Source organism: Paenibacillus polymyxa M1, assembly GCF_000237325.1.
Lineage (GTDB): Bacteria > Bacillota > Bacilli > Paenibacillales > Paenibacillaceae > Paenibacillus > Paenibacillus polymyxa_C.
In genome coordinates this window covers 4,249,078-4,266,290 of record NC_017542.1, presented here as the reverse complement: position 1 = coordinate 4,266,290, position 17,213 = coordinate 4,249,078, and the positions used below count along the sequence as shown (strand labels likewise).

At 39.4% G+C, this 17,213-nt stretch carries 16 protein-coding genes and 1 pseudogene; 9 read left to right on the top strand and 8 right to left on the bottom strand.

Annotated features, from left to right (window positions below; genetic code table 11):
• Positions 1-2: 2 nt before the first annotated feature.
• The 7 genes from PPM_RS19235 to PPM_RS19205 are packed head-to-tail and all read right to left on the bottom strand — an operon-like array spanning position 3 to position 7,713.
• Complete coding sequence (locus PPM_RS19235; RefSeq protein ID WP_013372467.1) at positions 3-467, bottom strand: hypothetical protein; 465 nt, start codon at positions 465-467, stop codon at positions 3-5.
• An 18-nt stretch (positions 468-485) separates the two neighbouring features.
• A complete protein-coding gene (locus PPM_RS19230; protein WP_013372466.1) occupies positions 486-3,383 on the bottom strand; it encodes an EndoU domain-containing protein in 2,898 nt (965 codons plus the stop codon).
• 25 nt (positions 3,384-3,408) lie between these two features.
• Positions 3,409-3,888, bottom strand: a complete 480-nt coding sequence (locus PPM_RS19225; protein WP_013372465.1) for a DUF4280 domain-containing protein — start codon at positions 3,886-3,888, stop codon at positions 3,409-3,411.
• Positions 3,889-3,919: 31 nt separating this feature from the next.
• Positions 3,920-4,549, bottom strand: coding sequence for a hypothetical protein (locus tag PPM_RS19220; protein WP_013372464.1), 630 nt, complete (start codon positions 4,547-4,549; stop codon positions 3,920-3,922).
• A gap of 12 nt (positions 4,550-4,561) precedes the next feature.
• The gene (locus tag PPM_RS19215; protein WP_013372463.1) at positions 4,562-5,074 is read right to left on the bottom strand and encodes an imm11 family protein; all 513 of its coding nucleotides are present in this window, start codon (positions 5,072-5,074) and stop codon (positions 4,562-4,564) included.
• Positions 5,075-5,086: 12 nt separating this feature from the next.
• Positions 5,087-6,190, bottom strand: coding sequence for a pentapeptide repeat-containing protein (locus PPM_RS19210; RefSeq protein ID WP_013372462.1), 1,104 nt, complete (start codon positions 6,188-6,190; stop codon positions 5,087-5,089).
• Between the two features lie 20 nt (positions 6,191-6,210).
• Positions 6,211-7,713, bottom strand: coding sequence for a hypothetical protein (locus PPM_RS19205; RefSeq protein WP_013372461.1), 1,503 nt, complete (start codon positions 7,711-7,713; stop codon positions 6,211-6,213).
• 249 nt (positions 7,714-7,962) lie between these two features.
• On the opposite strand from PPM_RS19205, the gene PPM_RS19200 reads away from it, so the two are divergent.
• From PPM_RS19200 to PPM_RS19160, 9 genes and pseudogenes are all read left to right on the top strand, one after another.
• Complete coding sequence (locus PPM_RS19200) at positions 7,963-8,925, top strand: helix-turn-helix transcriptional regulator (RefSeq protein WP_013372460.1); 963 nt, start codon at positions 7,963-7,965, stop codon at positions 8,923-8,925.
• A gap of 108 nt (positions 8,926-9,033) precedes the next feature.
• Positions 9,034-9,660 (top strand): type 1 glutamine amidotransferase family protein, encoded by a 627-nt coding sequence (locus tag PPM_RS19195; protein WP_013372459.1) that lies wholly within the window; start codon positions 9,034-9,036, stop codon positions 9,658-9,660.
• Positions 9,661-9,711: 51 nt separating this feature from the next.
• The gene (locus tag PPM_RS19190; RefSeq protein ID WP_013372458.1) at positions 9,712-10,236 is read left to right on the top strand and encodes a VOC family protein; all 525 of its coding nucleotides are present in this window, start codon (positions 9,712-9,714) and stop codon (positions 10,234-10,236) included.
• 660 nt (positions 10,237-10,896) lie between these two features.
• Positions 10,897-11,214 carry a hypothetical protein gene (locus PPM_RS19185; RefSeq protein ID WP_013372457.1) on the top strand — a complete coding sequence of 106 codons (318 nt, stop codon included), beginning with the start codon at positions 10,897-10,899 and terminating at the stop codon, positions 11,212-11,214.
• Between the two features lie 47 nt (positions 11,215-11,261).
• Entirely contained in the window at positions 11,262-11,972 is a 711-nt protein-coding gene (locus tag PPM_RS19180) for a DUF5819 family protein (protein ID WP_016324627.1), read from the top strand.
• A 544-nt stretch (positions 11,973-12,516) separates the two neighbouring features.
• Positions 12,517-13,293, top strand: coding sequence for a DCC1-like thiol-disulfide oxidoreductase family protein (locus tag PPM_RS30670; RefSeq protein WP_412534808.1), 777 nt, complete (start codon positions 12,517-12,519; stop codon positions 13,291-13,293).
• Positions 13,294-13,303: 10 nt separating this feature from the next.
• Positions 13,304-14,428: a serine hydrolase gene (locus PPM_RS19170; RefSeq protein WP_013372454.1), complete on the top strand. Its 1,125-nt coding sequence runs from the start codon at positions 13,304-13,306 to the stop codon at positions 14,426-14,428.
• Positions 14,429-15,361 (top strand): M23 family metallopeptidase, encoded by a 933-nt coding sequence (locus tag PPM_RS19165; RefSeq protein ID WP_013372453.1) that lies wholly within the window; start codon positions 14,429-14,431, stop codon positions 15,359-15,361.
• A gap of 223 nt (positions 15,362-15,584) precedes the next feature.
• A pseudogene (locus PPM_RS19160) lies at positions 15,585-16,039 on the top strand (copper amine oxidase N-terminal domain-containing protein).
• A gap of 190 nt (positions 16,040-16,229) precedes the next feature.
• Here PPM_RS19160 and PPM_RS19155 read toward each other — a convergent pair.
• Positions 16,230-17,102: a copper amine oxidase N-terminal domain-containing protein gene (locus PPM_RS19155; protein ID WP_013372450.1), complete on the bottom strand. Its 873-nt coding sequence runs from the start codon at positions 17,100-17,102 to the stop codon at positions 16,230-16,232.
• Between the last annotated feature and the right edge of the window lie 111 nt (positions 17,103-17,213).

Genomic DNA, 17,213 nt, shown 5'->3' with positions numbered 1-17,213 from the left:
GGTTATTCGTTATTTTCTATACTCTTAACTTCTGTCATTTTCTGTTTGATCCAATTCATAACCATTTCTGCCTCTTCTTGAGCAATCACCCCCCGCTCACTTTTATATTTATAAGTTTCATAAGCCCATACTAATATGATTTTCACAAATTCAACTGTCTCTAATTTACAGATCGGTTCAACTTCATCTTCTTCCTCGTCATAAAAAGGATCTTCAATTATTGTATAATCTCTATAGGATATAACACTAGATGCATTTCCTCCATGGTTGTATTGTGGTATATTTCCTCTTAATAAATCAATATAATTATCAATATCAATTTTCAAATCTTTAAATCTCCAAGGTATATCAGATCCTAATGGATCACTTATCATATTTGCGAACTCCAGTGATTTTTCTTCGTCAAAATCTAATACGACTATATTGAATTTTTCCATATATTTTAATTTATATTTATACTTAATCATTATTCAAATCTCCTCTAATTAATATACTGGATAAGCTGAAATTATCTTATCATTTCTTAAAATAAACTCTATCTCCATTCCCGTGCTTGTTTTTCCTATATATTTATTGTTCTTTATAATTTCTTTATTATTAAAAGCTTCATTTACTACATCTATCACCTGTTGTGGTGTCCATTCCTTTGGAAAAAATGTGGATTTAGGGCCCTTTAATACCCCATTAATTTCAATATTTGCTTGATACACACCAAACTCATTAGGTGGGTCGATATTTCCTACAATTTTACCGTTACTATTCGGCATTCCTTCATAATGGAAACCGTTGGCATTTCCATTTTTGAGTATTTCACCATCAAAAATATGGTTTAATCCATTTTCTTTGGTCCCTTGTTTGAAGTTTTCTGTGTTTTGTAGACTTTCAAGCCATTTCTTTTTCTCTATAGAGACGTTTGTAGACCTAGCACCTTCATCCGTTCCTTTAGTACTCTTACCCGTGTACTCTCCTGATTCTAACGCATCAATCTGTTTTTGTCTCTCAGGCGAAATTTTTGCACCAGAACCTTTAGAATGTGGGATATCATGACCAGAATCATGAAACCGATAATGATCTCCAGCAGTTGCAAAGATGGGTGACCTTTTAGTAATACGAATATTCATCTTTCTAGCTACACTTTGCAAGTAACTACCTAAGGATTCAAAATTATTAGGGAAACGAATGGCATTCGTTTTGAATTTTCCATCTCCAGCCTTGGCAAGGGCAGATTCAGCTTTTGCTGTATCTCCGAATAATCCCGGCGCGCCACCTTTTCCAGTATTCTTTTCTCCAGTTTCCTTGGCCCCTTTAGATAAGGAGACTTCTTCTTTACCCAGCTTTCCAAGATTTTTAAATAACTTTGCGCCGCCTTTAAGAACTGTATAAATGTCTGCTGCACGTTCCGCGGCTTTTATACTATCATATCCTGCATCATAACTTTCCTGTTTGGTATCGGTATAGGGGTTGGGGAAGAAGTTATCTAATTTTTTTACGAAAGGTTCTGTGATGCCGTCCCATATAAAGTTAGCATCTTTTTTTACTTCTTTCCCAACGTCTTTAAATCCCTGTCCTACACTGGACGAATTTTTAACAACTTCCACATACTTGATACCTTTCTCAGCGCCCAGTTCTAAGCCATGCTGAATACCTTCGAAAGTTTCATTACGTCTCAAGATTCCTTCTGGCAAGATAAAACGAAAAGCAAGAGGAACTGTTACAAGATCCGCTATGTCGACAAACGAATTCCACATGCCTTTTGCAAACTCCAAACCCGCATCCCATTCTCCCTTGAGGGTGGCGCCTACGTTTTCCTTGGCGCGTGCTCCCATTACGCCCTGAATTCCCTTTTCAGCGACTTGCTTCTCAAAGTCAGACAAGATCGGTTCTGGGTAATATTGATGGAGGGAAGCTTTAAGCTGGATTTCCGAACTCACGCTGTTAACTTCCTGCTCCAAATCAAGCGTATCCGTTGTTGTATTCAAATGTAAGCCGTTGGTTCCTTGCAGCAGAATACTACCTGCCGAAAGACTAAGACTTCCTGCAGCTTGAATTTGTACACGTTGGGTACTGTTCAGGCTAACACCGTGCTGGGTATTCATGGAGATGTATAGCGATCCTTCCTGCGCACTCATCGACAGCTCGGAGTTCCCTAAGGAAATTTCTTTTCCTTGGGGATTTGCAAAGGATTTGACCCCAGGATCGGCTGTTTTACGCTGGTGACGTTCTGCTGGTGATTCGATCACGGCACCTTGAGCTGCGTGAGATGAAGGGACAGCAACACTAGATGGTTTCGTTCGGACCGATTGTATAACCATCGCATCGTCCTCGTCAGCGCTTGGAAAATACAGCTTCACCTGCGCACCCTTTTCCGGCATTAGATACCACACCTGATTCCCTTCTGCAGAATAGGGAAACCACTGGGCATCCTTAGGATTCTGCTGATCGTCCATATCCAAATGCAATCGAACCTGATTCCGGCTGACCTCCAGTATTTTTCCTTCAATAGCCGCGCCAATGATTGTTCGATTATAGATTTTGGGGACCTTCAAGCCCCCAGTCAGGGCGCATTCATACGACCAAGTCATCAAGCCACGAATCAATTGACCCTCACGTTTGGTGATGACGTAAGTTTCGTGATTGCGTTCAACTTCATCTCCTAATTGCAGCATTTGATCCCACTCAAAGGTATAACGGGTGTAATCTCCGATATTGGCAGATCTCCAGCCGTTCGCCTCCTGATCCAGATAAGGAGCGATCTTGCGTTGTAACGAAAAAGGAACCTCTTTCAAATGAATATGCTGCCTGGCTTGCGGGATTCCGATCCAAATTTGCGCATGGTGTGAAACGATATTGGGGACGAGCAGGGCTCCCACATGTGAAGCCAGCCGTTTTAAAAAAGTCCAATCCGTCTCCTGATACTGCATAATAAACTGGCCTGTCGCTTTTTTCTCAAAAGCTTCATCGATCTTATCCGAGCCTTTATAATCGGCCAGTACTGCATCTACAATCTCCACAAATTTTTGATTGATATGTTGAAAGGAACGATTTTTGAACTGCGTATCCAATTTGAAGCTGTGAGAAATGACGTCGAGAGTTACCACGATTTCCTGGTGCGTGTGCTCCACATCTACGCAGTATAGTTGTCCTATGAATAATGGATGCTTCTGATCTTTGGCATCGGAATACCATAGCTCAACTTCGTCGTCGCTACTTGCTTTAGTAATGATCGTGTCTGCTTGATTGCCTTCCAAGACGCCCGTGATCTTCAGTCTGGCATGTTCTCCGAGCTCGTGACTCATATGGACATTACGAAGACGCAGCTTGCCATAGGGCCAGGTAACATGTAGATGCTGATAGGTAAAACGGTCTTTTGCTACGATGTTCATTCCTGAATCTCCTTGCTTGATAAAATCAACTGTCTTGCCCGTCATCGATGATTGAGATGATGCCCCCACCACTAGGTCCGATCGCAGAAGAGAGGGTACCATCATCACTGGGGTCTATCATGAAATTGAACGTATTAGTCAGAACATCTTGGCAGCTACACATTAAGGTCGAATTGTTGAGTAGGGCGGGTGCCCCCTCAATCAATACGTCTTCTTTCCCACCGGTCCACTTGGACCCAAACGCAATCTCAGGTTCGCAAGGAAGACCATGCTTCAATTTACACAGACCAAAAGCATTGATTTTGCTAATATTGGCTCCACAAATGGCATCGTCCACGTTCAGAACGGGTTTATCTTTAATGAAGACACCATGGCTGTACATCATATTAAGCACACCAGGGTCTGTACCTTGACTGCACTGTAGCTTGGCTCCTCTCACCACATAGGAATGTTCTCCGCTGAGTGCACCTTGGGCCAAAGCTTTAATAAGTATAGGTAAAAACATATAAGTACCTCCTTGGATAAAAGGTATAGATTCAAGAAAGCTCCGACCATGTCGCAGTGTGCAGCATGGCATAGGTTAACGGAACCCAGAGGGGACCATCCTCCAGCTTAAATTGGCAACTCCCGATCATAGCCTTGCCACGCCAGGAACGCACAAAGACAATTTGATAATAGGGAGAGGGGGAAACTAGAAAAATAGCTTCATAGCAGCCAATGATGGTATCTTGAATAGAAAGAATCTTTTCATCTACAAGCTTCATACTTGGTTGTGCGCGACTGGTTTGCTCAATCATCTGTTGTTGATAGACTTCTATTTGCGTAGGGTCCAGTTCTTGCCCGCTTTGGTGCAGACCGAACAGGATTCCGCCCAGCTTGTCCTGAACGACGAAGCTTCTCGATGGATCTACCGTCTGTCCAGTTCGAACTTCTGGAGCAAGAGAGTCAGGCAGGGAAATGGTGACTTGATTTTCAAAGACAGGAAGAGTTTGAAACCGAATTTCCTGTTCATTCGTCAGCGTTAGTGAGCCTTTTAAAATTCCCTCTATCGCTTCTTCAATAGATATCATCATCCAGCTTTCATCGTTTTCCGCTGTACTTAATTGCTCTTTCAATACTTGCTGATGATGCAGTTTTAAAAAAAATTCATCCCAATGCTCCGTCAAGATTGAACCTCCTTATAAGAGTTCTAGCTTCTGTAGCCGAAAACCACTCAAACTCCGCCGAAGCAAGCTTTCAGCAGCCTCTAAGCTAACGATGAAATAAGGTTCCCTCACGTTGGACAATCGGAAAAAATGGTGTCCATTCACCTTATAGCTATCTAGAACAAGTCGTTTTAGAGTTTGGTCGTGCGCATAAAATTCAGTCTGCTCTGAAATGCCTTCCACAGAGGGAACGGAACAAATCCAATATAATTCCTGACGGCTAGGTTCCCGGTTCACGATATACACCTGCTTAAAACGAGCTTGTGTATTGTATAATTCTAGAATCCGTTTCATAGGATCGGAAAATAGCGGTTGTGAGGTTAAAAATGGTAGCCAGTCCGTATACTCCGCATCTTCTGTCGCATGAACATCTAAAACCTGAGCCGGAGGCATGCCAACAAATGGCGTTTTAAAAAGATTTAAATTCATCGGTTCAATGTTTCGGGATATACGATGATCATCGACCAGCACATAATAATGGCGCATACACATTCCTCCTTACTCCGTCCACACAATAGATTGAAGCTGTGCTTCGCTTAGTTTCCAATGCTGGTAGTACTTTTGCGGGACGAGGGTTCCTTGCATCGAAGCCCCATCAAAATACGCATGTTCAAACGAATGCACATCCGTAAAATCGGCCCCATCCAGGATGGCATGTTCAAAATGAAGGCCACATAGACCTGGTACCCGAACTCCATGTTCCCGATAAGGTTGTCCGCTGGCATTACTGAAGTTAGCATCTCTCAAATCGCTATATCTAAAATCCGCGTCGGTCAGTAAGCATCCCTGAAAGCTACCCCCTGCTAGATTCGATCGCTGCCACATGCTTCCGATCAATATGCAGGTGTGAAACTGGCTTTCCCGTAAGTCAGTGTGGCTAAAATCGTTATAGCGCAGATCCTTTTGCATCAGGTGAAGGTGGGGAAGAGAGATCCGCTTTAGGTTTTCGTAAACATAGGGTTCTTCTTCACTGGAGTGTATCAATTGCTCTCTCACATGATCTGCAAGAAGTGCTTCCTGATCTTCGACATATAGATTCTCGCTGATATCCTTGTATTCGCCCGTTCGGATGACTACACGATCAGTTTTATGAATAGCGAGATACTCAGGCATTTGAACCACTTCTGCTATCCCTAAGCGCAGGAGGGAGTTCACAAACTGGTGAAACAAAGGAGCGGACTCCAGTATCAATCGTTCAACGTCCACTGAAGTGATCGTCCCCATATATATTTTTCGTTCCTGCTCCAAGGCTTCCAACATGGTACTCATCGATGCGTAAGCCCATGATGCGTCATAGGTTAACTTGCAATCAGAATCATCTTCGTACCATTCAGCAGAATAAGCCTCGACCATATACAGGTAGGATTGCTCCAGCATCTGAGTGCGCAAGAACGAGTAGTGAATATATCCAATGGGTTCTTTTTGGCCTTGTTGCTGCATGTTCAGAATGTGTATACACAAATCCCTAAACGATTCTTTGAAATCGGAGATTAGTTGAGCTTGGTAGCGATCAAACATGGCTTCCAGCCTGTCCAACTGAATGTCCAACAAAGGTGTAAAATGATGTTCTTTAAAATGGTGTAATGCCGCTTGTTTATCCATCTGCTAGTTCTCACCTTCCGTTAGTTCATCTTAATTTCCGTGCCGGAGAAGGTGGTTTTGTCATCCAACGTGATCGTGTTACCTTTACCAGACAGCTCAATTTTTCCGGCAGAAAGCTGGATGTTACCAGAACTCATAATAATATCCGAAGCCGCGCTAATACTCACATTTTTTCCACTTACAATATCAATGCCTGTTTTATCGTTAATGACAATGGACATGCCATTGCCAGAAATAACGATTTGATCTGGGGCGAGCATGATTTCTTTGCCGTATTTGGTTCGCAGCGTCTTAATGGCAGGATCAGCCATTCGATCTGGCGCAGGAGCTACCGCAGACAGTGCCGAAGAAGACTTTGATCCGGCAGACGAAGCAGAAGTTGTGCCATGACCAGAAGTAACAGAAGCTTTTCCCCCGGAAGGTTGTGGTTCTCTTTTAACTGAGCTGATCGCGTATCCCTCTTCTTCCTTATAACTGGGGAAATAGATACGAATGCTGTCCCCATCCTCAGGCATACAATACCAGCCCGTGTTATCCGCAGAGGCATAAATGGTAGAGTAGGGAAACCAGTAATCTGTGTTCGGATCTTGCTGATCGTCCATATCGAGCTGGGCACGTACTTTGTCCCGACGAACGCTCAGTACTTTGCCTTGAATAGAAGCGCCGATAATGGAGCGATTGTAGTCTTTAATCGGACGTAAGCCGCTTCGTGGTGACAGCTTGGCGGTATGGGTCAGTACCCCGTCCTTCATCTCTGTTAGCACTTCAGCTACGATCAGCTTATGACCTTGAAAGGTCACTTCGTAGCCAGGCTCCAGCAATTTCTCCGTCTCGACCTCATATTGGATAAAATCCGCATCACGCACGCCAGGGATATGGTTCTCTGAGGCGGTTTGAAAATCCGCGACCCGTTTGGTGACTTTATAATTCGTAGATTTAATTTCTCCTTTGCTGAGTCCCATAGGTAGGCCAAAATAAAACTTTGGCACTCCATAGCCCACTGCAGGAATGAGCGGAGAGTAGAAGTGGGAAGCCATCCGTTTCAGAAATTGCCAATCGGTTTCATCATATTGCATGATAAAGGTACCAATGGGCTTCTTATGGGACACAACATCCATCGCTTCTGCTTTGGAGTAGTCCGATACAATACTTTCAATCAAACCCGTATAGGTGAGCTTGGGATTTTGGAAAGAGCGTTGATGGCGTTTAATATCTAACTCGTAGGTATGAGAGATGGCTTCGACGGTTAGGTAATGGACCCCGTGAACGACTTTTTCCTCCACATCCAAGGCAATGCCTCGAAAAAGAGGCTGCCGATTGCCATTTTTGTCCGTAACAAAAGCTTTGACCTGGGTTTCTTCATCCGAAGCACGTACATACAGCTCTCGCTTTTTCTCCGAGATGATGCCTGTACAGATCATTCGGGCATGGTCATTGACTGTTTTTAAGATTTTAAGTTCATGAAGGCGGACGAACTCATAAGGCATGATTTCGATATGACCGTACGTCACGATATTTTCCATAGGTGTCTCCTTCTGTAGTTGTGTTTAAAAAGTGGAATTATAAATCCAGCATATGTATTTATCGGTTAAAAGAGAGAGTTAGTTTACAGAATGACCCATACATTATGGTATTTACTATGTGTAAATCTGGAATTTGAAGATATGAGAGGGACGTATAAAATGGAAATAAGCATATAATAGGTGGTAAGAGGGACTATAAAGTGATATTTATAAAAGATTGAGCTTTAATGAGAGAGGAGGGTTCATGTTATGCCAAAAAACGATAATATGCTGGCCATTTTATGGATGCTGAATTCGGGTGTGAAAATGACCGCAAAACAAATATCCGAAAAGCTAGAAATAAATATAAGGACAGTTTATCGGTATATTGACGCACTATGCGCCAGTGGAGTGCCTATAATATCCGACACGGGCCATCATGGCGGGTATCGCTTGCTGAATAATTTTATTAGAGCACCTTTACTATTTGATATGGAGGAAAAAAAGGCGCTCCTTCATGCTGCTGTTTTTGCAAAGGAAGCTGGATACCCTTTGAGTGAGGCATTAAGCAATGCGACGTCAAAATTGAAAAAGTATTCGAATCAAGAGCAGGAAAGTATACTTAGCCGTCATTTAGCCGGATTTGAAGTGATAAATCGCATGGGAGATCCTTCTCTACAGCCGATATTGGCAGAATTGGAGCAGGCTGTAGCCAACGAATTCTCTGTTGAAATGGATTATCGCACAAGCCATGAAGAACAACCCAAGAATAGGGTGATAGACCCCTACGGAATGGTTTACTGGAACAACAAATGGTATACTGTTGCATTTTGTCACCTAAGGAATGAGATCCGTAGCTTTCGGGCAGATCGGATTCTACAGATTAAGCGTACTCCAAGCCTATTTAAGCGGCCTGAGGCTTTTTCGGCTCGTGAATTTTTTATGCAAAATCTGTTACCTGATTTAGTGGGCAAGGACGGTTTAATTTCTTTAATGATCGAAGGCAAGTCAGAGGCATTGGATGACTTATGTCTGCATTGGTTTTTGGGGCATCATCTGAAAGAACGAACCGCTAACCAAGCCATCTTTTTGCTTGAGGAAAAATCACTTCATACATATGTCCCTTATTTACTCCTACCCTATGGGAAATCCATTCAAGTCATCGAACCACAGAGCTTGAAGGAAAAACTAGTTGCTGTTGCGTCGGAGTTAGTAGAATATTATCAGCGCTAAAAGCTTCACTGACAGCAGATGTCAGTGAAGCTTTTTTATAATGGGGATAATCACGGGTTACCGAGGTTGGTATCACTTGATAAATTATAAAATAAGGAGAACCTGTGAATGAATAGTACGGCATATCTTTATGTATTTGACACTATGGCAGACTGGGAGATCGGTTACTTAACTGCCGAACTGAATTCGGGGAGATATTATAAAAAGGGGCTGTTCCCATCCAAAATAGTTACCGTGGGAATGGAAAAGACTCCTGTCACAACCATGGGCGGATTGAAAATCCTGCCTGACATCAAACTAGATGAGTGCAGTATTAAAAGCACAGATTTATTGATTTTACCCGGTGGAAATACATGGACAGAAACCATTCACCAACCGATTTTAAAAATTGTTGAGAGATGTTTAGAGGAAGGTATATGGGTGGCGGCGATTTGTGGTGCTACCATGGGACTTGCCCAGGCAGGACTGCTGAATTCACGTTCGCATACAAGCAATGATCTGGAATACCTTAAAATGATCTGTCCCACCTATACGGGCGAAAAGTATTACAAAATGGAGTCTGCTGTAACGGATGGAAAACTAATCACTGCATCTGGAATGGCTCCGTTGGAATTCTCCGTACACGTGTTGAAAGCTCTGGGCGTGTTTTCTTCTAAAACATTAGAGGCTTGGTATAGTCTTAATAAGACTCGTGCATCCAAACATTACTATGAGTTGATGAATTCAATCCAATGAAGGTATAAGCATAAAACTGAACTGTTACGATCATTTAAAGGAGGAGTTAAAATGACTGAAAGCAGAGAATATGTGGGAGTGTCAGGCAAATATACAAAGAAGGGAATACCCAACGGCTTTACATCTATTACCCCGTTTATTACCGTGAAGAATCCTTCGGAAGCAATAGAGTTTTATAAAGCGGTTTTCAATGCAAGGGTTAAGGATATTACTGAATTACCTGATGAGAATGGCAATAAAATCATTGTTCATGCGGAATTAGATTTTGGAAATGGTTTTTTGCAGCTGGGAGCAGCGAATCCGACATATCAATTGGTCTTGCCGCCAGATGAAGGAAATGCGTGTTATTCTTTCGGAATTTACGTAATGAATGTGGATCAGGTCATTGAAAATGCGGTAGCAAGAGGAGCGAAAGTAAGGGAACCCGTTGCAAACTTTGTTTCAGGTGATCGATTCGCAAGTATATTGGATCCTTGTGGAGTAAGATGGTCTATTATGACCAGGATCGAGGATTTGTCAGAAGAAGAAAGTAGCCGTAGGGTTGCTGAATGGGCCAAAAGCTTTAGTGAAAAATAGATGCGATCACTTTTTAATAAAAAAGTATTAAGAATGACAGTTTGCTGAAATGATGTAATAAAAATTCGGATGCCAGATAGATGGCCCAAAATACGGCAATCATTGTCACCACACAAGAGTATGAGGAGTGATGTACACTGTCAGTAAGAAAAGATTGATTACAGAATGCATTGGTGTTTAGCTCCTCAATGAGGGTCTAGTTGATAAATGGAGAGAGCTCCTCAAGTCTGATACATATGGCTTGAAGAACACTGATAATAACAATTAATGTATATTAAAAGTTTGGGACAGAGGTTCAACTCCCCACGTCTTTATACTGAAATCCGCTCATTGAGCGGGTTTTTGCTTTTAATCACCCTTAATTGTAGACCAAATGTAGACATGAAACTATTTAAGGCACAGAGTTTGATGGGGTTTGTAGAGATTGCTGTTTTCTTTTCTTAATGGATTTTAAAATGAAGCGTGACTGGACTAAGATAATAATTTTTAATTTTAATTACCAAAAATTTATGTTTATGATTTTTGGCAAGGGAAAATAAGATATAAAATATGGAAGGGAGTGATATAATAAGTAATTATATTAAATAATAGTAATATAAAAGTTATAAAACTAAGAGATTGAAATTATTTTGTTACTAACCATTTTAGGAGGAATTATCTATGAAGAAAAAATTAACAATACTTAGTCTGGCTCTAGCCATCACAGCCTTCTCTACTGTAAGTTTAAGCGCTTCTTACGCTTCTGATTATGACGTTTCCTCTGGAAATTCTTCTCCTTTAATTAGCGCGAATGCAAATGGTGCTGCTGTTGAGCCTCAAGCAATAGCCTCCCTTGCTCGTAAAGCAGTACAAGTTGGTAAAGCAGCTTATGAAGCTAACAAGGATGCTCTGAGAGAAGCGACCCGCTTAGGAAGTCTATTAGGTACAGGTGTTTCTAGCAGTGATGTAGAGAATGCAGATGTAATTTTTGATAAATAGCTGAAATATCAGGGAGAGGATCAGATTTTTATGTTTCTCTCTCCCTGATGTTATTAAAAAGAGGTGATTTCTTAAATGAAAAAAAAAGTGAAGCGTGTATTTTAAATGCTACGTTATTCTCTTTATCGTTGTTCTTGATGGTTCATTTCTTCTTTATTTTACTTCACGCTGGACCGCTTAACCCGGTCTCTGTTTCATTGAAATCAGTAACTGATAACTATGTTGGACGGTTTTTTCAACAAAACTGGCATCTATTTGCTCCCCAGCCTATGACTCAAAATCTAAAATTATATGTACGTGTGAAGTATAAGGAGGAGGGCAGTACCAAAACTGTTTTAAGCAATTGGTATGATGTTACTGAACCTATGATTAGGACGAATGAGACGACAGTATTTTCACCTTATAATAGGATGCTCAGAATTGGAAGTGGATACATACATCAATTATATATAGGAGGGAAAGATGACCTAACATATAAATTAATGGATAAAATATCAAGAAAAGAAAATTTATCCAAAGAAATAAATGCTTCTTTAGAAAAAGATTCGGATCAAGTTGAACAAATCATTTATCGCTATGCTTCTGCGTTTGCAAAAAGGGAGTTTTTAAAACATGAAATAACTGATGTCCAGTTTATGACCTCAATATCGGATGCGATTCCATATTCAAAGCGGAATGATCTTCATTTTAAAGTGAAAGAAGAGAATGTCGTATATGATTGGAAAGGAGTTGTAAAGGATGTTGTTGAATTACCGTAATTTTTTTATGAATGAACGCTTTCTTATTGGTACAAGTATCCTTCGGATATGTATTGGGTTGATATTACTTTTCAATTATTTTATTCATTATAAACAAAGATACTTTTTTTGGCACGAATCTGGAATTAATATTTATTCTACTGGGTACAAGTCATTAACATGGTCTTTATATAATTTGAATTCATCAGCTTTATTTTTTGACTTTATCTATCACCTAGGAATTATAGTTACTATTTTTTATTTAATAGGATATAAAGGCCGTCTTTTTTCAATTCTAGCCTACTTATTTTTTTATTCATTGTATGTTCGCTCTTTTCATATTAGTGACGGAGGAGACAACTTACTTATAGTGAATATGTTTTTTCTGTTGTTCACCAATAACACTGCCTATTTCTCTTTGGATTCTAAAATGAACAACTCACGTGGAAAAGACTCGAAAGACTCTTTACTCTATAAGTTATCCGTGATAATCCACAATTTTGCAGTACTTTTTTGTATTATACAACTGTGTATTGTTTATTTTTTCTCAGGAATGTACCAGCTTATGGGCGAAATGTGGCAAAACGGAACAGCACTTTATTATATATCTCAAGTGAGAGAGTTTAGCAGACCTATTTTGGATTATATGGTTAACCATTATGTTGGACTCACCATTCTATTCACTTATTTATCTATAATTATTAAAATTGCATTCCCTTTTGCTGTGATTAATAAGAGGCTTAAACCGTTTGTAGTTATTGCCATGATATTGTTTCATATAGGTATTGCTATAGGAATGGGTTTGCTGACATTTTCGTTAATTATGATTGTTATGGAATTATTGTTGTTTACGGATCAAGAATATAAAAAGTTATACCATTTTATAAAGATCAGTTTCCGGAAAATAACAATTACAATTCGAAGAAAAACAAGAAGATTAGGATATGTAAGCTTTCAACACAAACAAATTCTGGTTTTCTATGATGGTTGGTGTCCTGTCTGTACAAATATAAAAGACTATTTGTACAAGCTGGATTATTTTAGAATGCTACGGCTTGTTAGTTTTCGGAATTCTTCATTGGTTCAAGCATACAAATTAGATGTTGATGAATTACAAAGGCGAATGCATAGCTTCTCACTGAATGATCCCAGTAGAATACACCGCGGAATTGACTCTATTGCACAAATTTGTACAAGAATACCGTATCTATGGTGGGCGGTTCCCTTTATAATCATTTTCAAAAAAATGGGTATAGGCGGTTATTTGTATGATTATATAGCTTCTAAAAGAAAAGTGATTCCTGTAGGGAACTGTGACGATTTATGTGAACTTCACCATTAAGGAGCAAAGTATGCAAATAATCTTATTGTTAGTAGCTATAACTTTAATATTTGTTTTCATATGTATCCTGTTTTTGCTCATTGCGAAGCGCCAAAATAATAAGAAAACAGAAATAGATGTTCTAAGCTTTTTGAAGGAAAATCCGAGTAAAGCTTCTTTGTATATGATCAAAAATGGTATGGAGAAAATCAGCTACAACTCAGAAGTTAAAATGCCGCTTGCCAGCACTGCGAAAGTGATCATCGCTATTGAGTTTGCTCGCCAAGTAGCGGCAAAGCTGTTAGATGAACATGAACTTGTGGATTTAGAGGAATTAAATAAATTTTATATTCCTGGTTCTGATGGCAACGCTCATAATAGCTGGATCAAATGGATTAAGTCAAATCATAAAGAGGTTCAAGGAAAAATTACATTATTTGAAATTGCTCACGGTATGTTAGCTTACAGTTCTAATGCCAATACAGAATTTCTGATGGATAAAATGGGATTAGATGAGATAAATGAAAATATAAATAAACTCTCACTTTCGTTACATGATAAAATTTTTCCTTTTTCATCTGCGGGTTTAATGTCTTCTTATATCCAAGAAGTAGATAAAATAGGATTTAAAGAATCGATACAAAAAATAAGTGAAATGACCTACAAAGAATACATGGAAAAATCCATTGAAATTCACCAGATACTAAATAGTGATAAGGGGTTAGGATGTATTCAGAAATGGAACACCAAGCAGAATTATGCACGAAGGCTTCAAGTGCTGGAATCGCGCAAGCTTCCTCGTTCAACGACTAAAGAATATGCTTACCTCATGAAGCTTATACACAAGGAGGAGTTGGTTCCTTCTACTTTAAATCCATATCTAAAAATGCTAATTCAGCGACAGGTGGATAACTCCAAGCTAATAGAGTTCGGAAACAAAGGTGGGTCTACCATTTCTGTCCTAACAGAGGCTTTATATTGTACGGATCGGGAAGGAAATGACATTCAACTAGCCATGTTTATTCAAGATGATTCTGGGGTGGATCACATTTGGCTCAAGCAGAAGCTGGATTTATTTTTTCATAAATTATTAACGGATACTGAATTTCAAAAAGAGGTAAGTAAAAAATTATCATATGATAAAGGAAGAAATTGAATGTTTTTTTATTTTGTAAAAATGCTGCTGATTCCACTTATACTTTATTGGATTATGGCTTACTTTCCATTTAAAAATCGTATTTCGTGGTATATTCACACTTTGTTTACAAGTGCATATACGTTCATGATTTTATTCATAAATGATTGGACAGAAATTAGTTATTATTTACGTCCGGTTTGCATCGTATTGTTTGGATGTTCTTTATTCCGTCAAATGGTTACTTTACGCTCTTTTAAATTTAATGGCTTAAATAGAAAAACACGAATATTCCTTTCTCTTTATGGTTTATTAGCGATATATCAAGTTTTTATATGTATTTTATTTAATATTTCATACATTACATCCACTCCTAAACACGAAGATGCAGTCGATTTAGCGTTCCCTTTGAAAGGAGGGGCTTACGAGGTAGTGAATGGTGGAATGAGTTCATCTATGAACTATCACTTTTCGCATCGTACTCTGAAATATGCGGTGGATATAACCAAGCTCACCCCGTTAGGTTCAAGAAAAGGAAAATTTGATAATCCTGAATCTTTAAAATCCTATCCCATTTATAATGATTCAGTATATAGTCCGGTTGAGGGTAGAATTATCGAAGTTGTGGATGGAGTAGAAGATAATGTGCCAAACTCCCTGGGTCGTAGTAATACAAATATGATTATCATCAAACACAAAGAATATAATATTTTGCTGTTACACTTGAAGAAAAATAGTCTGTTAGTTAAGAAAAATGATTTTGTCAAGGTTGGACAAGAAATTGCGAAAGTAGGAAACTCAGGTTACAGCAGTGAGCCGCATCTTCATATTCATGCTATAAAACATGACAATAAGAGAGATTACTTCAATGGAACTTCGATACCTATTACTTTTAATGGTAATTACTTAAAAAGAAATGATTTATTGCTTAATCAAACGCTTATTTTTCGATAAAAATGAATATCTCCTTAGAACGTCGGTTTGAGAATTTGTTTGTCAGGTTTTCCGTATCGTGTATTGTTCTTCAAAGCAAGTGTTTTTAACTTAAGCGAGACATCGTCTCGACACATGTTGATTACTGTTCACTGTCAGTAAGGAAAGATTGAATACAGGATGCATTTGGTGTTTTAGCTTCTCAATGAGGGTCTAGTTGATAAATGGGGAGAGGCAATAAGCCATGTTAAAACGTATAATTTTGCCTTTAGCTGTTATCTTTGTGTTCGTATCTTCTGTCTCAGTTGAGAGCGCGCATGCGGGATCTAAATTTAATTATAATGTTGAAGTTGCTGTAAATAACAGCGTTTTGACATTAGATCCATTTGGAGAGAAATCCACAAACACCGTATATGTCCCTATTAAATTCATATCTAAGGGTTTGGGAGAGTCTGTCTCGTGGAACAGACCTACACAAGAAGTTACAATTAAATCAAATAATGGTACAATTGTACGATTAACCGTGGTAGCAAAGTTGCATACGTGAACGATGAAGAAAAGATGATGCCGAATGCTCCCGTTATGCCAGAATATCCAAATCGGGTTATGGTTCCTCTCAGATTTGTTTCGGAAGTTCTGGGAGCTACAGTAGAAACAACGACAGTCAATGGAACATTACAGGTTGACATTAAGAAATAATACTTGATTGCTTGGGAATGGGTAACAAACTAATAGCTTCTTTAAGTCTTGGATCGTGAAACCCGCTTTGAGCGGGTTTTTGCTTTTAAATATAGAAACCAATCTGGCCCAATGGGGGAGATGTGATTTAAGTATGCATACTCTGCCGATTACCAAGCGTTTGTATTGATTTTAAATTTCTCCAATATTCCTATTTTCGTTCATTCTTCGTTTTTAATGTTCTTCCGGCAGCTAGCATATACTGCAAAGGGTCATTTATTTTAAGATACGACAGACTTTGAGACACGCGGTCTTCCTGATTAACTTTTGGACGTTTTCGATCTGGGATATCTACAGACGCGAAGTCTGCATCCATTTCCACCGTTTGATTAAAGAAGCCGATGATGTGCAAATCTTCTTTCCCTTCTTTAATCGCCGAGCCTGTCCGATTTAATCCACTCACCGTTATAATCCCTCTGGTTTCGCTTGCTGAGTTTTTCTCTTCCACAAGTTTGAAATTTTGAATATCCAGTGCAGAAGGAGTGTCAACAATGGATCTTCCTTGATCCAATTCTATTACTTTTTGAAAAATCTTGCTTTGGTCAAAGGCCGGATTTTTTAAAATCACTTTGTTGTTCATGTACTCAAACGGGATATTCATACTTCTCAGCAATACCCCAAGCGGAATGACAAAGGCATCCTGAATCACTTCGGGCTGAGTGTCCATCTGTGCTAAAGTATCGTTCAGTTTATATGTTTTTGCTCCCTTTTGAAACACAATTTCATTTGAATTCCACTTGATTTTTGCTTCCTGAAGTTTACCGTTATAATCAACTTTTACGCCGAGAAGCTCGACAACAGAGCGAAGCGGAACCATGAGACGTTTTTCTTCATTAACGTAGGGACCAATCGGTGTGCAGTACAAAACGTCATAATCATTCACTTTAAGCAAAGAGGTTCCATTGACATGAATAGAGTGATTAATCGGTGTTGCATTAGCGTTATAAGAAGAGGTTCCAAATATAGCACTCACAAGAACTGCAAAGGATACTACAGCCGTGCTATAAAAATATTTTCGCTTCATTTTTCACCCTCCGTGAATTGAAATAGGTTGCGTAAGATCGCATGTTTGCTTTGGAGCAGTGATAGTTTGTCCTTCTTTGACACATGTGGAGTGCGTACGTTTTAGGATTGA